The following is an 18,884-nucleotide window of genomic DNA, read 5'->3' as shown; positions in this document are numbered from 1 at the left end:
GTGGCGGGGCGCTGTGCGCGGTCGCCAAGATGGAGACGGATATGTGGGTGCGCCCGTCGGCGGAGCCCACGTCAGCGAAGGAGAGGGCGACGTGTCCGCGGTAGACAGCTTTGGATCGAAAGACAACCTGAAGGTCGGCTCGACCGACTACGAGGTGTTCCGCATCGACCGGGTCCCCGGTCACGAGAAGCTCCCGTTCAGCCTGAAGGTGCTGCTCGAGAACCTGCTCCGCACGGAGGACGGCGCCAACATCACGGCCGATCACATCCGCGCCCTGGGCGAGTGGGTCCCGGAGTCGGAGCCCGACACCGAGATCCAGTTCACGCCCGCGCGCGTCGTGATGCAGGACTTCACCGGTGTGCCCTGCATCGTCGACCTCGCCACCATGCGCGAGGCCGTCGCGGCCCTCGGTGGAGACGCGAACAGGATCAACCCGCTCGCGCCCGCCGAGATGGTCATCGACCACTCGGTCATCGCGGACCTCTTCGGCACCCCCGACGCCCTCGAGCGCAACGTCGAGCTCGAGTACGAGCGGAACGGCGAGCGCTACCAGTTCCTCCGCTGGGGCCAGACCGCGTTCGACGACTTCAAGGTCGTCCCGCCCGGAACGGGCATCGTCCACCAGGTCAACATCGAGTACCTGGCGCGCGTCACCATGACCCGCGAGGTCGGCGGCGTCCTCCGCGCCTACCCCGACACCTGCGTCGGCACCGACTCGCACACCACCATGGTGAACGGCCTCGGCGTGCTCGGCTGGGGCGTCGGCGGCATCGAGGCCGAGGCGGCCATGCTCGGCCAGCCCGTGTCGATGCTCATCCCCAAGGTCGTCGGCTTCAAGCTCTCCGGTGCCATCCCGGCCGGCGTGACCGCCACCGACGTCGTCCTGACGATCACCGAGATGCTGCGCAAGCACGGCGTCGTCGGCAAGTTCGTCGAGTTCTACGGCGCCGGCGTCGCCCAGGTGCCGCTCGCCAACCGCGCCACCATCGGCAACATGAGCCCCGAGTTCGGCTCCACCGCCGCGATGTTCCCCATCGACGACGTGACCCTCGACTACCTGCGCCTCACCGGCCGCAGCGACGAGCAGATCGCCCTGGTCGAGCAGTACTCCAAGCTGCAGAAGCTCTGGCACGACCCCGCGGTCGAGCCGGTCTTCAGCGAGTACCTCGAGCTGGACCTCAGCACGGTCGTCCCCTCGATCGCCGGGCCGAAGCGCCCGCAGGACCGCATCGAGCTCACCTCGGCGAAGACGCAGTTCGAGTCGGACCTTAACAACTACACTGACGTCACCCACGACATCGTCGACCTCACCCTCGCCGAGTCGTTCCCCGCGTCGGACCCGGGCGAGCTCCAGCCGCAGGACGAGTACAGCTCGCACTCGCACACCCACCGCTCGCACGCGCCGACCACCGCGTCGAAGCCGACGACCGTCGAGCTGGGCGAGGGCCACGAGAGCTTCACCATCGACCACGGCGCCGTCGCGATCGCCGCGATCACCTCGTGCACCAACACGTCGAACCCCTCGGTGATGCTCGCGGCCGGCCTGCTGGCCCGCAACGCCGCGCAGAAGGGCCTCAAGGCCAAGCCGTGGGTCAAGACCACGCTGGCGCCGGGCTCGAAGGTCGTCACCGACTACTACGAGAAGGCCGGGCTCACCGAGTCGCTCGAGGCCCTCGGCTTCTTCACCGTCGGCTACGGCTGCACCACCTGCATCGGCAACTCCGGCCCGCTGCTCGAGGAGATCTCGACCGCGGTGCAGGAGAACGACCTCGCCGTCACGGCCGTCCTCTCGGGCAACCGCAACTTCGAGGGCCGCATCAACCCCGACGTGAAGATGAACTACCTGGCGAGCCCGCCGCTCGTCATCGCCTACGCGCTCGCCGGCTCGATGAACTTCGACTTCGAGGTCGACGCCCTGGGCACCGACACCGACGGCAACGACGTCTTCCTCAAGGACATCTGGCCCGACGCGGCCGAGGTGCAGGCGACGATCGACTCCTCGATCGACAAGTCGATGTTCGACACGCAGTACGCCGGCGTGTTCGACGGCGACGAGCGCTGGCGCTCGCTGCAGACCCCCGAGGGCTCGATCTTCGAGTGGGACGAGGACTCCACCTACGTGCGGAAGCCCCCGTACTTCGACGGCATGACGATGGAGACGACCCCGGTCACCGACATCGCCGACGCCCGCGTGCTCGCCAAGCTGGGCGACTCGGTCACCACCGACCACATCAGCCCCGCCGGCTCGATCAAGGCCGACAGCCCGGCCGGTCAGTACCTCGCCGAGCACAGCGTGGACCGCAAGGACTACAACTCCTACGGCTCGCGCCGCGGCAACCACGAGGTGATGATCCGCGGCACGTTCGCGAACATCCGCCTGCGCAACCAGCTCCTGGACAACGTGGAGGGCGGCTACACCCGCGACTTCACGCAGGAGGGCGGCCCGCAGTCGTTCATCTACGACGCGTCGCAGAACTACCAGGCGCAGGGCACCCCGCTGGTGATCCTCGGCGGCAAGGAGTACGGCTCCGGCTCGTCGCGCGACTGGGCGGCGAAGGGCACCAGCCTCCTGGGCGTCAAGGCGGTCATCGTCGAGAGCTTCGAGCGGATCCACCGCTCGAACCTGATCGGCATGGGCGTCGTCCCGCTGCAGTTCCCGCAGGGCGAGACCTGGGCCTCGCTCGGGCTCGACGGCACGGAGTCGATCAGCATCTCGGGCATCGAGGCGCTGAACGAGGGCGTGACCCCGAAGACGGTCCACGTCGTCGCCACGCCGACGTCCGACTCGCCCGAGGGCAAGCAGCCGATCGAGTTCGACGCGGTCGTCCGCATCGACACCCCCGGTGAGGCGGACTACTACCGCAACGGCGGGATCCTGCAGTACGTGCTGCGCTCCCTGGTCTGATTCCGAGCAGATCTGCGCGCCTCCCTGCAAGCCGGGGAGGCGCGCACCTGTTCCACCGGACCCCGTGCGTAGACTCGGGAGACGTCCACACCCCTCAGACATCCCCCGGAAAGGCGGCGCGAATGGCTGTTCTCGAGACCATCTCCGGACCGCGCGACCTCGACCGCCTGACCCGGACCGAGCTCGAGACGCTGGCGCTGGAGATCCGCGACTTCCTCGTGCGCGAGGTGTCCAAGACCGGCGGCCACCTCGGCCCGAATCTCGGCGTCGTCGAGACGACCATCGCGATCCACCGGGTCTTCGACTCGCCGCACGACGCGATCATCTTCGACACGGGGCACCAGTCCTACGTGCACAAGCTGCTGACCGGGCGCCAGGACTTCTCCGGCCTCCGCCAGCGCGGCGGACTCGCCGGCTATCCGCAGCGCTCCGAGTCGCCGCACGACATCGTCGAGAGCTCGCACGCGTCCAGCTCGCTGTCCTGGGCGGACGGCATCTCCCGCGCCTTCACGATGACCGGCCAGACCGATCGCCACGTGGTCGCCGTCGTCGGCGACGGCGCGCTCACCGGCGGGATGACCTGGGAGGCGCTGAACAACATCAGCGACGACAACTCCCGCGGGCTCGTCATCGTCGTCAACGACAACGGCCGCTCCTACGCCCCGACCATCGGCGGCATGGCGCGCTTCCTCAACGGCGTCCGCACCCGGCGCACCTACCGGACGCTGCACCGCGGCTCCCGCGCCGTCTCCGAGCGCCTGGGCGGCCCCGCGGCCGCGGTCTACCGCGGTGTGCGCGGCGGCCTGCACGGCTTCCTCAGCCGCTTCATCAACAACGAGGCGCTGTACTCCAACCTCGACATCAAGTACCTCGGCCCGATCGACGGACACGACCTCACCGCGATGGAGGAGGCGCTCCAGCAGGCCAAGGACTACGGCACGCCCGTGATCGTGCACGCGATCACGCAGAAGGGCAAGGGCTTCGAGCCCGCCGTCCAGGACCTCGCCGACCAGTTCCACGCGGTCGGCCAGATCGATCCCGAGACCGGCGAGCCGCTCAGCGCGAGCGGCGCCCGCTCCTGGACCTCGGTCTTCGCGGAGGAGATCGTCACCCTCGCGGACGAGGACCCGACGATCGTCGGCATCACCGCCGCGATGCTCCGCCCGGTCGGCCTCGACCGCCTCGCCGAGAAGTACCCGGACCGCGTGTTCGACGTCGGCATCGCCGAGCAGCACGCCGTGACCTCGGCCGCAGGCCTCGCCTTCGGCGGTCTGCACCCGGTCGTCGCGCTCTACGCGACCTTCGTCAACCGCGCCTTCGACCAGGTGCTGATGGACGTGGCGCTGCACCGCGCCGGCGTCACCTTCGTGCTCGACCGCGCCGGGGTCACCGGCCCGGACGGCCCGAGCCACCACGGCATGTGGGACCTCGCGATCCTCCAGGTCGTCCCGAACATCCGCCTCGCCGCGCCCCGGGACTCCGTCCGGCTGCGCGAGGAGCTGCGGGAGGCCGTCGGCGTGAAGGACGCCCCCACGGTCGTGCGCTTCTCCAAGGGCAACGTCGGCGACGAGATCGACGCGCTCGAGCGCCTCGACGACGGCGTGGACGTGCTGCTGCGCTCGGAGCGGCAGGACGTGCTGATCGTCACCGTCGGCCCGATGGCCGCGATGGGCCTCGACGTCGCGCAGCGGCTCGCCGCGCAGGGCATCGGCGCCACCGTCGTCGATCCGCGCTGGGTCGTGCCGGTCCCGCGCAGCGTCATCGATCTGGCGGCCGAGCACCGCCTCGTGATCTCGATCGAGGACGGCGTCCGCGTCGGCGGCATCGGCACCCGGATCCGCCAGGACCTCCGCGAGGCCGGCGTCGACACGGCCGTCACCGAGCTGGGGCTGCCGGACCAGTTCCTCGACCACGCCAAGCGCGAGGAGATCCTCGAGGACGTCGGACTGACTCCGCAGCACATCGCCCGGGACGTCGTCGCCCAGGTGCTCGGCAGCAAGATCCCGGTCGCGCGCCCGCTGCCCGAAGAGGTCGCGGCGCACGACGACGCGCGCAAGGACTGAGCGCGCACCACGCACGGGAGAGGGCGCCCACCGGACCGGTGGCGCCCTCCTGCGTTCTCGCCGTCCCTGCGGCTACTGGACGCCGCGGATGGCCGGGTCGTGGAACGTGCCGCCGAAGGCGCGCTCGCTCGCGCCCACGCGGTCGAGGTAGGGCGTCAGGCCGCCCATCTGGAACGGGTAGCCGGCGCCGAGGATGAGGCAGAGGTCGATGTCCTCCGCGGCGTGCACGACGTCGTCGTCCAGCATCCGCTTCACCTCGTCGGCGAGGCCGGTCTCGACGCGAAGCCGCAGCTCCTCGGCGGTCATCGGGTCGGAGCCGCCCTTGACGATGGCGACGGCGCGCTTGTCCACGCCCTTCACCCGGCCCTTGGCGTCGCGCTCGAAGACGTGGCCGAGCTCCGCCAGGCGGTGCAGGTTGGCGCTGTCGTAGAAGCGGTCCGGGAAGGCGGCGTGGTGGGTGTCGAGCACGTGCGCGCCGACCTTGAGGCCGACGAGCTCGAGCAGCTCGAACGGCGTCATCGGCAGGCCGAACGGCTCGAGCGAGGCCTCGACGACCTCGAAGGGAGTGCCGGTGTCGACGGCGTGCATCGCCTCGCCGAGGACCTTGGCCAGCACGCGGTTGACCACGAAGCCGGGGGTGTCGCGGGTGATGACCGCGTTCTTCTTCAGCTTCGCGGCCGTGACCATCGCCGTCGACAGCGTCTCGTCGTCGGTCTGCGGCGTGTTCACGACCTCGATCAGCGGCATCACGGCCACCGGGTTGAAGAAGTGGAAGCCGACCAGGCGCTCCGGGTGCTGCAGCCGCTCGCCGATCCGCTCGACCGAGAGCGAGGAGGTGTTGGTCGCGAGGACGGCGGTGGGGGAGACGTAGCGCTCGATGTCGGCGAAGACCTCCTGCTTGACGGAGAGCTCCTCGAAGACGGCCTCGATGATCCAGTCGGCGTCGGCGAAGTCGGCGCGGTCGGTGGTGCCGGTGACGAGACCGCGGAGGCGGTTCGCGTCGTCCGGCGAGAGGCGGCCCTTGGCGAGCAGGGTGTCGATCTCGCCGACGATGCTCGCGACGCCGCGGTCCACCCGCTCCTGGTCGAGGTCGGTGATGACGACCGGCACCTGGAGGCGGCGGACGAAGAGCAGCGCGAACTGCGTGGCCATGAGACCCGCGCCGATGACGCCGACCTTGGTGACCGGCTTGGCGAGGCTCTTGTCCGGCGCGCCGGCGGGGCGCTTGGCCCGCTTCTGCACCAGGTCGAAGGCGTAGATGCTCGCGCGGAACTGATCCCCGGAGACGAGGTCGGCCAGCGCCTCGTCCTCGGCGGCGAAGCCCTCCTCGCGGGTGCTGCTCTTGGCGGCCTTCAGCAGGTCGAGCGCGCGGTAGGGCGACGCGGCGACGGTGCCGATCTTCGACTCGAGCTGCTTGCGGGCGATCGCGATCGCGGCGTCCCACTTGACCAGGCGCTCGATCTTCCCGGGCACGTTCGGCCGCTTCACCTCGACGGTCCCGCCGAGGACGCCGTCGGCCCAGACCAGCGAGTTCTCGAGGAAGCTCGCGGAGGGGAAGATCGCGTCGGCGATGCCGAGGTCGAAGACGTCCTGGCCCTTGAGGGTCCGGTTGTTCTTCAGCGGGTTCTCGACGATCACCTTGAGCGCGTTCTCGATGCCGATCAGGTTCGGCAGCAGCCAGGCGCCGCCCCAGCCGGGGATGATGCCGAGGAAGACCTCGGGCAGCCCGAGCGCGGGGATCGAGGCGTCGACGGTGCGGTAGTCGGCGTTCAGCGCGATCTCGGTGCCGCCGCCGAGCGCGAGCCCGTTGATGAAGACGAACGAGGGGACGCCGAGCTCGGACAGCAGGCCGAGGGTCGTGTGCCCGAGGCGCGCCAGCTGGCGGCCGATCTCGTGGCTCGGGATGCTGCCGACCTTGCTGAGGTCGGCGCCGGCGGCGAGGATGAACGGCTTGCCGGTCACGCCGACCGCCTGGATCTCACCGGCCTTCGCGCGCGCCTGCTGGGCGAGCAGCACGTCGGCCAGCTCGAACAGCCCGGCGGGGCCGAAGGTGCTCGGCCGGGTGTGGTCGCGGTCGTTGTCGAGCGTGATCAGCGCCAGGACGCGGCCGCTGGGGAGCGGGACGTCGCGGACGTAGGAGTGGGTGACGACCTCGCCCTCGGCGAGTTCGACCAGGTCCTCGAATCCTTCGAGCATGGGTCAGCGTCCCTTCCGTCGTGCGCGCTTGCCGTCGAAGTGCGGGTTCTCCCAGATGACCGAGCCGCCCTGGCCGAGACCGACGCACATCGCGGTCAGGCCGTAGCGGACCTCGGGGTGCGCCTCGAACTGGCGGGCGAGCTGGATCATCAGCCGGACGCCCGAGGAGGCGAGCGGGTGGCCGATCGCGATCGCGCCGCCGTACTCGTTGACCCGCGGATCGTCGTCGTCGATGCCGAAGTGGTCGAGGAAGGAGAGCACCTGCACGGCGAACGCCTCGTTGAGCTCGAAGAGGCCGATGTCCTCGATGCCGAGCCCGGCCTTCTTCAGCGCCTTCTCGGTCGAGGGGACCGGGCCGATGCCCATGATCTCGGGCTCGACGCCGGCGAAGGCGAAGCTGACCAGGCGCATCTTCTCGGGCAGGCCCAGCTCCTTCGCGGCGTCGGCGCTGGCCAGCAGCGAGACGGCGGCGCCGTCGTTGAGACCGGAGGAGTTGCCGGCGGTCACGCGACCGTGGGGGCGGAACGGGGTGCGCAGATTCGCCAGCCCCTCGAGCGTGGTCTCGGGGCGGGGCGCCTCGTCGGCGGTGGCGAGGCCCCAGCCGGCGGCGCTGCGGGTGGCGACCGGGACGAGATCGGGCTGGATGTCGCCGTTGCGGTAGGCCTCGGCCAGCTTCTGCTGGCTGCGCAGGGCGTAGTGGTCGGAGCGGCTCTTGGTGAGCTGCGGGAAGCGGTCGTGGATCTTCTCCGCGGTCTTGCCCATGTTGAGGGCCTCCTCGCCGACCAGGCGCTCCGAGAGGAAGCGCGGGTTGGGGTCGGCGTTGAAGCCCATCGGGTGGCGGCCCATGTGCTCGACGCCGCCGGCGATCACGACGTCGTAGGCGCCGAAGGCGATGCCGCCGGCGGTCGTGGTGACTGAGGTCATCGCTCCCGCGCACATCCGGTCGATCGCGTAGCCGGGGACCGAGCGCGGCAGGCCCGCGAGGAGCGCGGCGGTGCGGCCGAGGGTCAGGCCCTGGTCGCCCTGCTGGGTGGTCGCGGCGATGGCGACCTCGTCCACGCGCTCCTTGGGCAGGGCGGTGTTGCGCTCCAGCAGACCGATCATGGCCTTGACGACGAGGTCGTCGGCCCGGGTCTGCCAGTACATGCCCTTCTCACCGGCTCGCCCGAACGGAGTACGGACTCCGTCGACGAACACGACTTCGGATCTCTCGGCCACAGTGCCTCCTGAAAACGGGACGCCCTCTCGGAAACCGGACGTCCTTCCGATCGTAGGAAGGCGGCGACGGGCGCCGGAATCCTTTGCTTCTTCCTACGAAGCGGGTTCCGTGCCCTCGACGGGTGCTTGCCCGGCTTCCACAAACGCGGTGGCGAGCGAGCCGGCGGTCGCGTCGATCTGCCAGGAGCGGGCACCGGCGCGCTCCAGCTCGGCGGCGACGGAGTCCCGGTCGAGCGGCTCCGGCGGGTTCCAGGCGAGGCGGCGGACCAGCTCGGGCGTGAGCAGGTTCTCGACCGGGAGCGAGAGCAGCTCGGCGATCTCGCCGACGACGGCGCGGGCGGCCTTCAGCCTGGCATCGGCGACCGGGTTGCGGTCGCCCCAGGCGCGCGGCGGCGGCAGGGTGTCGGCGGCGGGACGGACGGGGCCGGGCAGGTCCTCGGTGCTCTGACCGCGCTCGATCGCGGCCCACCAGCGCTCGACCTCGCCGCGGCTGGCGCGGCCGGTGAAGTCGCGGCGGCCGGAGAGCTGGCCGAGGCTCGTGGGGACGTTGCGCGACACGGCGATGATCGAGGAGTCGGGGATCAGCCGGCCGGGCGCGATGTCGCGCTCGCGAGCGAAGGCGTCGCGGGTCAGCCAGAGCTCGCGGGCGATGGCGAGGGCGCGGGGCCCGCGCAGGGCGTGCATGCCGGAGAGGCGGCGCCACGGCTCGGCCGGGACCGGCTTGGGCTGCCGTGCCAGGGTCGCCTCGAACTCCTCGCGGGCGATCCGGGTCTTGCGGGCCTCGACGAGCATCTCGGCCATCCGGTCGCGCAGGTCGGGCAGCAGCTCGACGTCCTTCGCGGCGTAGACCAGCCAGCTCTGGGGGAGGGGGCGGGTCGACCAGTCGGCGGCCGAGTGCTCCTTGGCGAGGTGGATGCCGAGCAGGTCCTCGACGACCGCGCCGAGACCGACCTTGGGCAGGCCGAGCAGGCGGGCGGCGAGCTCGGTGTCGAAGATGCGCACCGGGTCGAGGCCGACCTCGCGCAGGCAGGCGAGGTCCTGGCTGGCGGCGTGCAGGATCCACTCCTCTTCGCCGATCGCCGCCTGGAGGGCGTCCATCCGGCCGATCGCGGGCGGGTCGAAGAGGAACGCTCCGGCGCCGCGGCGGTAGACCTGGATCAGGTACGCGCGCTGCGAGTAGGTGAAGCCGGAGGCGCGCTCGGCGTCGACGGCGACGGGACCCTCGCCGGCGGCGAGGGCGTCGACCGCGGCGAGGAACTCGTCGGGGGTGGAGAGGACACGGTAATCAGTCACGGTTGTTCCGTCGGAAGGCGAGCGAGGTCACGCCGTCGCCCGATACGGGCGGGAGGCCCGCGAGCATGCACAACAGCTCCCCCCAGCCTTCCACGTGGGGAGCGAGCTGCGCATCCTCGGGGCTCCAGGAGGCCCGGATCTCGATCTGCGCGCCGTCGCCCTGGGCGGCGAGCTCGCCGAATCCGGTGGAGAGGACCTTGGTCGCGGTGCCGGAGGCGGCGGTGTAGAAGGCGCCGCGGACCTCGAGCGCGTCCATCAGCCAGGACCAGGCGACCTCGGCGAGGAAGGGATCGGTGCCGATCTCGATCTCGAGCGGGGCCTGGGCGAAGCAGACGACGCGGAACGGGCCGCCCCACTGCTCCGGCTCCTCGGGGTCGTAGAGCAGGATGAAGCGCCCGGTGCCCAGCTCGGAGTCGCGGCCGTGGGCGCGCGGCGAGACGTCGCCGGAGAGGGCGACGGCGTAGGGCGCGAGTCCGGCCGGCGAGGCGATCTCGGAGACGGTGAGCTCGGAGCGGGTCGTCGCCCGGCGCAGGGAGTCGACCGCGGCGCGGAACTCCTCCGGGAGCTGGGACGGCGCTGGGAATTCGGGCACGCTCGCAGACTAGAGTTCCCGCATGCTCGAAGCCCGCAGGCACGCCGCGGAGAGCGCGCACACCGGTGTCGTCCTCGCCGCGGTCCTCGCGGCCCCCGCCCTCGCCGCTCTGACGGCCCTCGGCGGCGCCGCGCTCGGGACGGCCTTCCTCCGCGGAGTGGTCACTCCGCCCTCCCGGCGCGCGCAGGACGTGCGGGTCCTCGCCGTGCGGCCGGACGTGCACGAGATCGAGCTGTCGGCGTCGGTCGACACCGCGGTCCGCGGCGGCTTCAGCCTCTGGTTCGACCACGGGCGCGGGCACGCGCGGATCGGGCGGCTGCTCGCGACCGGGCGCGGCCGGGTCGTGCGGGAGCTCGGGCAGGTCGACCGCGGGACGCTGCGGCCCGGCGCCCGCGGGCGGCTGAACGGCTGGCTGCTGCTCTCGCCGCGCGAGACCGGGCTGCCGTTCACGGCGGAGGAGGTGCCGACGCAGTTCGGGGCGGCTCCGGCCTGGCTCTTCCCGGCCGAGGAGGACGGCGGCGTCTGGGCGATCCACGTGCACGGCCGCGCGACGACCCGCGAGGAGACGCTGCGCGGGATCGCGGCGTTCCACCGGGCGGGGGTCACCTCGCTGGTCGTCTCGTACCGTAACGACGGCGACGCTCCGGAGAGCCCGGACCGGCGCTACGCGCTGGGGGAGACGGAGTGGCGCGACGTCGACGCCGCGATCCGGTTCGCCGAGCGGCGCGGCGCGCGCCGGGTCGTGCTCGTCGGCTGGTCGATGGGCGGTGCGATCGTGCTGCAGACCGCGCTGCGCTCGAGCCGCCGCGAGCTGATCGCCGGGCTGGTGCTCGACTCGCCGGTGATCGACTGGCGGGTGACCCTGCGGAAGCAGGCGCGGCTGAACCGGATCCCGGCGCCGATCGCGGCGCTCGCGCTCACGGCGATGCAGCGGCCGTGGTCGGCCGCGCTGACCGGGCAGAGCAGTCACATCCCGCTGGCGGCGATGGATCTGGTCGAGCGGGCCGCCGAGCTGACCGTGCCGGTCCTCCTGCTGCACAGCGTCGACGACGACTTCGTGCCGAGCGGCCCGTCCGAGGCCCTCGCGGCGGCGCGCCCCGATCTGGTGGACCTCGTGCGCTTCCACGGGGCGGGGCACACCCGGCTCTGGAACGACGACCCGGAGCTCTGGGAGTCGTCGGTCGAGCGCTGGCTGGCGGAGCGGGCGCTCAGCCGGTCCGGGTCCAGCGCGCGTAGGTGAAGCCGGCGTCGTCCGCGGCGAGCGACGTCAGGGCGTAGGCGTCGTCGATCCGCCGGCCGGTCGACGCGACGGGGAGGCCCGGCAGCACGACGCGAGGCGCGGTCGTCAGGCAGAGCTCGTCGACGCGGCCGGAGGCGAGGAACTGGCCCGACAGCGAGGCGCCGCCCTCGCAGACGACCCGCTCGAGGCCGAGGGCGTGCAGGGCCGCGAGGATCGCGTCGACGCTCATCCGCCCGCCGGTCGCGGGCACCGGGACCACCTCGACGCCGCGGGGGAGATCGGCCGGCGTCGCTCGCCCCTCCGGCAGCAGCAGGAGCACGCGGGCGCCCTCCTGCACTTCGAGGCGGTGGCCGGCCAGGTCTCCGGAGGAGGAGACGATGGCGAGCGGCGCGCGCTGGGGCACGCGGTAGCCCTCCGCGCGGACGCTCGCGGCGCCGACGAGGACGACGTCGGCCTGAGCGCGGATGACCCCGAGGATCGTGCGGTCGACGCGGTTGGTCAGCGTCTCGCTGGTGCCGTCGGAGCCGATGCTGGAGCCGTTGACGCTCGCGATCATGTTGAGCCGCACGCGGACGGCGGCGCCGGGGAGGTAGGCCGCCTCGATCGCCGCTCGCGCGCCGTCCTCGCCGAGGCGGATCGGCTCGCCGGCGGGGACGAGCGGCTGCAGGATCACGGTGCCGGGCTCTCGCGCCGGGCTCAGGCGGCCAGGTGGGCGCGGATCTGGCGCTTGGTGCGGCCGAGCAGCGCGCTCATCCCGCGCAGCCGCAGCGGCGAGACCGCCTCGGACAGGCCGATGGTCTGCGGGAAGTCGTCGGGAACCGCGAGCACCTGCTCGGGCGTCAGGCCGTCCAGGCCCTGGGCGAGGATCGAGGCGAAGCCGCGGGTGGTCGGCGCCTCGCGCGGCGCGGTCGCGTGCAGGTGGATCACGTCGCCGTCGAACTCGACGACGATGAAGACCGGCGACTGGCACTCCTCGACCCGCTCGAACAGGTCGGGGTGATCGCGGTAGCGCTCGGGCAGCTCGGGGAGGTCGTTGGAGAACTCGAGGAGGAGCTGGAGGCGCTCGGGCTTCTCGAGGGCGAGGAACTCCTCGCGGATCTCGCGGAGCGCGGGGCCGAGCAGGTCGGTGGCGGGGGTGTCGGTGGTCATCGCTTCCATTCTTCCCTACGCGGGGACGACGGGGCAGGACGCCGAGGGCCCCGGCACAGGTGTGCACGGGGCCCTCGGGTCACGGTCGGAGCCGGTCGATCAGCGGGGCGCGGGGGCCTCGCCGGGCTCGGCGCCCTGGACGATCGGGACACGGACGGCGCTGCCCCACTCGGTCCAGGAGCCGTCGTAGTTCTTGACGCCCTCGAAGCCGAGGAGGTGGGTGAGCACGAACCAGGTGTGCGAGGAGCGCTCGCCGATCCGGCAGTAGGCGATGACGGTGTCGCCGTCGGCGAGGCCGGCGCCGTCGCGGTAGATGCCGTTCAGCTCGTCGAGGGAGCGGAAGGTGCCGTCCTCCGCCGCGGCCTTGCCCCACGGCACGTTCTGCGCGCTGGGGATGTGGCCGGCGCGCAGGGCGCCCTCCTCCGGGTAGGCCGGCGCGGTGGTGCGGGCGCCGGAGAACTCCTCGGGGGAGCGGACGTCGATCAGCGGGTTGCCGAAGTGGGCGAGCACGTCCTCCTTGAAGGCGCGGATGTCCTCGTCGCGGCGCTCGACCGCCGGGTACTCGGCCGCGGCCGGGCTCGAGGCGTCGGTCGTGGTCGGCCGGCCGTCGGCGATCCACTTGTCGCGGCCGCCGTCGAGCAGGCGGACGTCCTCGTGGCCGAAGAGGGTGAAGACCCAGAGGGCGTAGGCGGCCCACCAGTTGTTCTTGTCGCCGTAGATGACGACCGTGCTGTCGCGGGCGATGCCCTTGGCGCCGACGAGCGCGGCGAAGGCGGCGCCGTCGATGTAGTCGCGCTGCACCGGGTCGTTGAGTTCGGTGTGCCAGTCGATCTTGACCGAGCCGGGGATGTGGCCGGTCTCGTAGAGCAGGACGTCCTCGTCGGACTCCACGACCACGAGGCCGGGGGTGCCGAGGCGCTGCTCGAGCCACTCGCCGCTGACGAGCCGTTCGGGGTGCGCGTAGGCGGCGAACTTCGGCGACGGGTCGAGTTCAACGGGCAAGGGGGACCTCCAGGATGGTGCGCGGGGCGCAGACGTGGTTCTCGGATGGGCGGCGGTGCGGGCGGGCTACGCTGGAGACCGCCCTCAGCGACAGTACGCGCCCTCGTGCGCGGGTGCACGGACGGCCCCGTAAGAGTTCGACACAGTGCCGCCGGCGTCCGCCGACGTGCGGCTCGACACAGTACTGCGACCCTGGATGCGAGACCGCGTGACCCCCGACGACGTCCGTTCGACGAGCAGCCTGACCGCGCGCTCGCCGCAGATCAGCGGCCACGAGATCGCCTCGACCCTGGTGCCGCCGCGGCAGTTCGAGGGCGCGACCTTCGAGAGCTACCGGCCGGACCCGGAGTACCCCTCGCAGGCGGAGGCCGTCGAGGCGCTGCGGGCGTTCGCGGCCGGCGGCGGATCCAAGGGCGGCGGCGGGTTCCTCGGCTTCGGCCGGAGGAAGGCGCCCGCGGTGAAGCCCGGCGTCTACCTCGACGGCGGCTTCGGCGTCGGCAAGACCCACCTGCTCGCGGCGATCTGGCACGCGGTGCCCGGCCGCACCTACTTCGGCACCTTCATCGAGTACACCGCCCTGGTCGGCGCCCTCGGCTACGCGGCGACCGTGTCCCTCCTCAAGGGATCGGCGCTGCTCTGCATCGACGAGTTCGAGCTGGACGACCCGGGCGACACGATGCTGATGACCCGGCTGCTGGGCGAGCTGGTCGCCTCCGGCACCCGCATCGCGGCGACCTCGAACACCCCGCCGAACGCGCTGGGCGAGGGGCGCTTCGCCGCCGCGGACTTCCTCCGCGAGATCCACGCGATGGCGGAGCACTTCCAGACGATGCGGATCGACGGCACCGACTACCGCCGCCGCGACATCGAGGGCCACGCGGTCACCCGCTCGGACAGCGAGATCGACGAGCTCGTCGCCACGGCCCCCTCCGGCGCCGTCGTCACCGACGACTCCTTCCGCGCCGCGGTCGACCACCTCGGCTCGGTGCACCCCTCGCGCTACATCAAGGTGATCGACGGGGTCGACGCCATCGTGCTCCGCGACGTCGCCACCCTCACCGACCAGACGGACGCGCTCCGCCTCGTCGCCTTCATCGATCGCGTCTACGACGCGCAGATCCCGGTGCTGGCCTCCGGCGTCGCGCTGGACGAGGTCTTCGGCGGCGACATGCTCAGCGGCGGCTACCGCAAGAAGTACCTCCGCTCGATGTCGCGCCTGATCGCGCTGACCTCGATGCGGCCGTTCGCCTGACGACGGGCTGACGCGACGCGTCGGTCCTCCGCGGCATCTCCGCGGCTCGTGCGCGGGGGATCCGCGGCGCGCTGTAACGCACTGTTCACACGGGAGCCGTGCTCGTAACATCCGCGAAACCTCGTGCCGCACGGGTCGTAACGTCGCGCGGCCAGACTGTCGGCTACCCGAGGTGACCCGACACCCCGCGTCCTCCGAGACGCCGTGTCTTCGGGGTCGTGCAGCGACTGCCGGCCCTCATCGGGCTCTGCACTGCCCTCACTCACGACTCCTGCACGACTCTGCTTACTCACGAGAGGTTCAACAATGGATCAAGGCAATACCGCGTTCCTGCTCCTGGCGGCGGCGCTGGTCCTGCTCATGACCCCCGGGCTCGCCTTCTTCTACGGCGGTCTGGTCCGAGCGAAGAGCGTCATCAGCATGATGATGCTGAGCTTCGGCGCGATGGGCCTGATCGGCGTGCTGTGGGTGCTCTACGGCTACGCGATCACCTTCTCCAACGCCGGCGTGGGCGACTTCGTCGGCATCGACGGCGTCCTCGGCATCGACCTCAGCCAGCTCGGCCTCGCCGGTGCCTACGCCGAGGCCCGCGGTGACATCGAGTCCGCATACCCGACGCTCGCCTTCGCGGCCTTCCAGGCCACCTTCGCGATCATCACCGTCGCGCTCATCTCCGGTGCGATCGCCGATCGCGCCAAGTTCGGCGCGTGGATGGTCTTCGCCGGCGTCTGGGCGACCATCGTCTACTTCCCGGTCGCCTCGTGGGTGTTCAACTTCGCCCTCGACCCCGAGACCGGCGCCACCTCGGACGGCGGCTGGATCGCCTACAACGTCGGTGCGATCGACTTCGCCGGCGGCACCGCGGTGCACATCAACGCCGGTGCGGCGGCCCTCGCCCTCGCCCTGGTCCTCGGCAAGCGCGTCAACTTCACCAAGGGTGCGCACCAGCCGCACAACCCGCCGTTCGTGCTCCTCGGCGCCGGCCTCCTCTGGTTCGGCTGGTTCGGCTTCAACGCCGGCTCCGAGCTCGCCGCCGACGGCATCGCCGCGATCGCCTTCCTCAACACCATCGCCGCTCCGGCCGCCGCCATCATCGGCTGGCTGATCATCGAGAAGATCAAGGACGGCAAGCCCACCTCGATCGGCGCCGCCTCCGGTGCCGTCGCGGGCCTCGTCGCGATCACCCCGGCCTGCGCCGTGCTCTCGCCCTTCTGGGCGATCGTGCTCGGCCTGATCACCGGTGCCGTCTGCGCCCTGGCGATCGACCTCAAGTACAAGCTCGGCTACGACGACTCGCTCGACGTGGTCGGCGTGCACCTCGTCGGCGGTCTGATCGGAACGCTCTACATCGGCTTCTTCGGCACCGATGTCGGCCTCTTCCTCACCGGCGACGCCAGCCAGCTCGGCAAGCAGGCCCTCGCGGCCTTCACCGTCCTGATCTACTCCTTCGTCCTCACCTACGCGATCGGCTGGGTCATCCAGAAGACGATCGGCTTCCGCGTGAAGAACGAGGACGAGATCGCCGGCATCGACACCGCCATCCACGGCGAGGCGGGCTACGTCCTCGCGGACTAGTCCTCCCGCTGCCTCGTCGCGCTCGCCGCGACACCCCGGTGGAGCCGGCTCTTCGGAGCCGGCTCCTTCCGTTTCCGGGCTAGGGTTTTCAGGTGCCCTCCTCACGCTCCGTCGTGTCCCTGCTCCTCCGACTGCTCGGCCGCGCGAGCGCCCCGCGCGCCGACGCCGGTGCCCCCGCGCAGCGGCCGTACCTGAGCACCACGGCGCCCACGCCGGGCGCGAACGGCATCGGCAGGACCTCCGAGGTCGACCCGACCCGGCTGCGCCGCGTCCACCTCGGCTACGCGCCGACGCCGGACGGCGATCCCGACCCGGGCGAGGTCGTCTGGACCTGGGTGCCCTACGAGGAGGACGACGGCCGCGGCAAGGACCGCCCCGTCCTCGTCCTCGCGGTCGAGAAGGCCGGCACGGCGCTGGCGATCCGGCTGAGCTCGAAGAAGCACGACGGCTACCTCGCGGTCGGCGCGGGGCCCTGGGATCCGGAGGGGCGGCCGAGCTTCGCGGATCCGGAGCGGGTCTTCCGCGTGCACCCCGCGGGGATGCGGCGCGAGGGCGCGGCGCTCGAGCGTGCGCGGTTCGACGCGGTCGCGCGGGTCGTCTCGGCACGCTACGGCTGGCGCTGAGCCGGCGCCGACCTCCGGCGGCCCCGCCTAAGCGGTCGGGGCGATGCGCACGAGCTCCGGGTACTTGGCCGTGCGGCCGTCTCCGGAGGACGTGCCGGTGAGCCGGCGGCGCAGCCACGGCGCGACGTGGGTGCGGTAGTACTGCGCGGAGCCTCCGCTCGCTGCGGTCGGCCGCTCGGGCGCCTCCTGGGCAGCGGGCGGGACAGGGAGGCCGAGCGAGCCGAGCACGCGGGCGCTGACGCGGTGGTGACCGCGCGGGCCGAGGTGCAGGCGGTCCTCGGACCAGAGCGACGGGTCGGCGAAGGCCGGGTCGGTCCAGTTGTCGGCGACGACGATGTCCTGACGCTGCTGCGTGCGGCGCAGGACGGCCGAGGTGAGGGCGTCGCCGCGGCGCTTGATCAGGCGGCCGAGCGGGAGCCGCGCGGACGGGTCCGGGGCGGAGAGGGCGATCAGAACGACGCCCTCGGCGTCGCAGCGGGCGAGGACCTCGAGGTAGCGGTCCGCGATGCGCTCGATGTCGGCGCGTGGTCGGAGCATGTCGTTGCCGCCGCCGTTGAAGGAGAGGTGGGTCGGCCGCAGGGCGAGCGCGGGCTCGAGCTGCTCGTCGACGATCGGGTCGATGAGGCGGCCGCGAATGGCGAGGTTGGCGTACTCGATCGGCTCGCCGAGCGCATCCGCCCAGCTCTGCGCGGTGAGGTCGGCCCAGCCGCGGGCGGTGCCGTCGGGGAGCTCGTCGCCGACGCCCTCCGAGAAGGAGTCGCCGATCGAGACGAAGCGGACGGCGGTCATCGGCGCGGCGATCGGGGCGGGGTTCCGGTGCGGGGCATCGTCGCACTGTAGCCCGGGAAAGCGTGTACCGTCGGCCGCATGGATCAGGACTCGCCGACCTCCGTCGAACTGCCGGACGGGGTCGGGCGCCTCGTGCTCACCGATCCGGACACGCCGCCGAAGGACTCGCCGCGGCCGTATCTGCATCCGCTGCGGACGCCCGCCGGGCGCGTCGTCAGCGATCTGCGGCCCGCCGACCACGACTGGCATCTCGGGCTGTCGCTCGCGGTGTCGAACGTCACGATCGGGGACGCCGAGCTCGACACGAACCTGTGGGGCGGGCCGACCTGGCTGACGGGGACCGGCTACCGGCAGGTGGACAACAACGGGTCGCAGCGGCCGGAGGGCGCGGACCCGGGGGATCTCGCGCTGGGGTGGTTCGATGCGCGCGGGTGGCGCTTCCTCGACGAGCGGCGGCGGCTGAGCGTGCGGCGGCTCGGGGACGTGACGGTGCTGCGGGTCGAGAGCCGCTGGCGCGCGCTCGGGGAGCGGCTGGTCTTCGGGTCGCCGACCACGGCGGGGCGGCCGGACGCGGGCTACGGCGGGCTGTTCCTGCGGCTGGACCCGTCGTTCGAGGGAAGCACGGTGAGCGGGCCGGACGGGGCCGTCGCGGAGCCGATGGGGGTCGTGTCGCGCTGGCTCGCGGTGGCGGACGGGAGCGCGACGGTCGCGCTGCGGGCGGACGAGGGCAGTCCCGTCGATCCGTCGACGTGGTTCGTGCGGACGAGCGGGACGCCGATGCTGTGCGCGGCGCCGTTCTTCGGCGAGACGTGGACGTTGGACGCGGGGGCGGAGGCGAGCTGGAGCTGGCAGCTGCTGCTCGCGGATCGGGTGCTGGGTGCGGAGGAGATCGAGGCGATCTGGGGGCGGCGCGGCTGAGTGCTGGCGGGGCGGGTCTCGATACGCCGCTGCGCGGCTACTCGACCAGCATGAAGGCGGCTGCGCGGC

Annotated in this window: 15 protein-coding genes; 7 read left to right on the top strand and 8 right to left on the bottom strand. The window is 72.0% G+C overall.

The features are described from left to right. The first annotated feature begins 91 nt into the window (after positions 1 to 91). On the top strand, positions 92 to 2,905 hold the full coding sequence (gene acnA / locus MT351_RS09235) for an aconitate hydratase AcnA (protein WP_132437058.1): 2,814 nt from the start codon (positions 92 to 94) through the stop codon (positions 2,903 to 2,905). A 122-nt stretch (positions 2,906 to 3,027) separates the two neighbouring features. After that, positions 3,028 to 4,968 (top strand): 1-deoxy-D-xylulose-5-phosphate synthase, encoded by a 1,941-nt coding sequence (gene dxs, locus MT351_RS09230; RefSeq protein ID WP_123703583.1) that lies wholly within the window; start codon positions 3,028 to 3,030, stop codon positions 4,966 to 4,968. A gap of 72 nt (positions 4,969 to 5,040) precedes the next feature. Here dxs and MT351_RS09225 read toward each other — a convergent pair whose 3' ends face one another. The 4 genes from MT351_RS09225 to MT351_RS09210 form a co-directional block, all read right to left on the bottom strand. Further along, the gene (locus MT351_RS09225; RefSeq protein ID WP_132437059.1) at positions 5,041 to 7,164 is read right to left on the bottom strand and encodes a 3-hydroxyacyl-CoA dehydrogenase NAD-binding domain-containing protein; all 2,124 of its coding nucleotides are present in this window, start codon (positions 7,162 to 7,164) and stop codon (positions 5,041 to 5,043) included. Positions 7,165 to 7,167: 3 nt separating this feature from the next. Next, positions 7,168 to 8,382: a thiolase family protein gene (locus MT351_RS09220; RefSeq protein WP_123445863.1), complete on the bottom strand. Its 1,215-nt coding sequence runs from the start codon at positions 8,380 to 8,382 to the stop codon at positions 7,168 to 7,170. Positions 8,383 to 8,475: 93 nt separating this feature from the next. Beyond that, the gene (locus MT351_RS09215; RefSeq protein ID WP_132437060.1) at positions 8,476 to 9,675 is read right to left on the bottom strand and encodes a ribonuclease D; all 1,200 of its coding nucleotides are present in this window, start codon (positions 9,673 to 9,675) and stop codon (positions 8,476 to 8,478) included. Next, positions 9,668 to 10,267 (bottom strand): DUF3000 domain-containing protein, encoded by a 600-nt coding sequence (locus MT351_RS09210; protein WP_123445865.1) that lies wholly within the window; start codon positions 10,265 to 10,267, stop codon positions 9,668 to 9,670. Before MT351_RS09210 ends, MT351_RS09215 begins: the two co-directional genes overlap by 8 nt. Before the next feature lie 22 nt (positions 10,268 to 10,289). On the opposite strand from MT351_RS09210, the gene MT351_RS09205 reads away from it, so the two are divergent. Then, on the top strand, positions 10,290 to 11,507 hold the full coding sequence (locus MT351_RS09205) for a S9 family peptidase (protein WP_132437061.1): 1,218 nt from the start codon (positions 10,290 to 10,292) through the stop codon (positions 11,505 to 11,507). Here the strand turns inward: MT351_RS09205 and MT351_RS09200 are convergent. The 3 genes from MT351_RS09200 to MT351_RS09190 form a co-directional block, all read right to left on the bottom strand. Next, positions 11,476 to 12,180 (bottom strand): dihydrofolate reductase family protein, encoded by a 705-nt coding sequence (locus tag MT351_RS09200; protein ID WP_132437062.1) that lies wholly within the window; start codon positions 12,178 to 12,180, stop codon positions 11,476 to 11,478. The two genes, MT351_RS09205 and MT351_RS09200, sit on opposite strands and share 32 nt — an antisense overlap. 23 nt (positions 12,181 to 12,203) lie before the next feature. Next, a complete protein-coding gene (locus tag MT351_RS09195) occupies positions 12,204 to 12,656 on the bottom strand; it encodes a SufE family protein (protein WP_123732307.1) in 453 nt (150 codons plus the stop codon). Positions 12,657 to 12,755: 99 nt separating this feature from the next. Continuing rightward, entirely contained in the window at positions 12,756 to 13,658 is a 903-nt protein-coding gene (locus MT351_RS09190; protein ID WP_243582021.1) for a sulfurtransferase, read from the bottom strand. Positions 13,659 to 13,866: 208 nt separating this feature from the next. Between MT351_RS09190 and zapE the strand changes: the two genes are divergently transcribed. From zapE to MT351_RS09175, 3 genes are all read left to right on the top strand, one after another. Further along, positions 13,867 to 14,910, top strand: coding sequence for a cell division protein ZapE (gene zapE, locus MT351_RS09185; RefSeq protein WP_243582020.1), 1,044 nt, complete (start codon positions 13,867 to 13,869; stop codon positions 14,908 to 14,910). A gap of 306 nt (positions 14,911 to 15,216) precedes the next feature. Then, complete coding sequence (locus MT351_RS09180) at positions 15,217 to 16,485, top strand: ammonium transporter (RefSeq protein WP_123445871.1); 1,269 nt, start codon at positions 15,217 to 15,219, stop codon at positions 16,483 to 16,485. Positions 16,486 to 16,577: 92 nt separating this feature from the next. Next, the gene (locus MT351_RS09175; protein WP_243582019.1) at positions 16,578 to 17,108 is read left to right on the top strand and encodes a type II toxin-antitoxin system PemK/MazF family toxin; all 531 of its coding nucleotides are present in this window, start codon (positions 16,578 to 16,580) and stop codon (positions 17,106 to 17,108) included. Between the two features lie 27 nt (positions 17,109 to 17,135). Here the strand turns inward: MT351_RS09175 and MT351_RS09170 are convergent, their stop codons facing one another. Beyond that, positions 17,136 to 17,897, bottom strand: coding sequence for an SGNH/GDSL hydrolase family protein (locus MT351_RS09170; protein WP_132437065.1), 762 nt, complete (start codon positions 17,895 to 17,897; stop codon positions 17,136 to 17,138). Positions 17,898 to 17,975: 78 nt separating this feature from the next. Here MT351_RS09170 and MT351_RS09165 point away from each other — a divergent pair, with 78 nt between their 5' ends. Continuing rightward, on the top strand, positions 17,976 to 18,815 hold the full coding sequence (locus tag MT351_RS09165; protein WP_132437066.1) for a DUF6807 family protein: 840 nt from the start codon (positions 17,976 to 17,978) through the stop codon (positions 18,813 to 18,815). Positions 18,816 to 18,884: the final 69 nt, after the last annotated feature.

It is taken from the genome of Rathayibacter sp. VKM Ac-2926 (genome assembly GCF_022815565.1).
Taxonomy (GTDB): domain Bacteria; phylum Actinomycetota; class Actinomycetes; order Actinomycetales; family Microbacteriaceae; genus Rathayibacter; species Rathayibacter festucae.
This window is presented reverse-complemented; position numbering and strand designations above follow the sequence as displayed.

Excerpts from the sequence above, each read along its gene's own strand:
- dxs (WP_123703583.1), top strand. The coding sequence starts at position 3,028 with ATGGCTGTTCTCGAGACCATCTCCGGACCGCGCGACCTCGACCGCCTG.
- MT351_RS09225 (WP_132437059.1), bottom strand. The coding sequence starts at position 7,164 with ATGCTCGAAGGATTCGAGGACCTGGTCGAACTCGCCGAGGGCGAGGTC.
- MT351_RS09205 (WP_132437061.1), top strand. The coding sequence starts at position 10,290 with ATGCTCGAAGCCCGCAGGCACGCCGCGGAGAGCGCGCACACCGGTGTC.
- MT351_RS09195 (WP_123732307.1), bottom strand. The coding sequence starts at position 12,656 with ATGACCACCGACACCCCCGCCACCGACCTGCTCGGCCCCGCGCTCCGC.
- MT351_RS09180 (WP_123445871.1), top strand. The coding sequence starts at position 15,217 with ATGGATCAAGGCAATACCGCGTTCCTGCTCCTGGCGGCGGCGCTGGTC.
- MT351_RS09170 (WP_132437065.1), bottom strand. The coding sequence starts at position 17,897 with ATGACCGCCGTCCGCTTCGTCTCGATCGGCGACTCCTTCTCGGAGGGC.
- MT351_RS09165 (WP_132437066.1), top strand. The coding sequence starts at position 17,976 with ATGGATCAGGACTCGCCGACCTCCGTCGAACTGCCGGACGGGGTCGGG.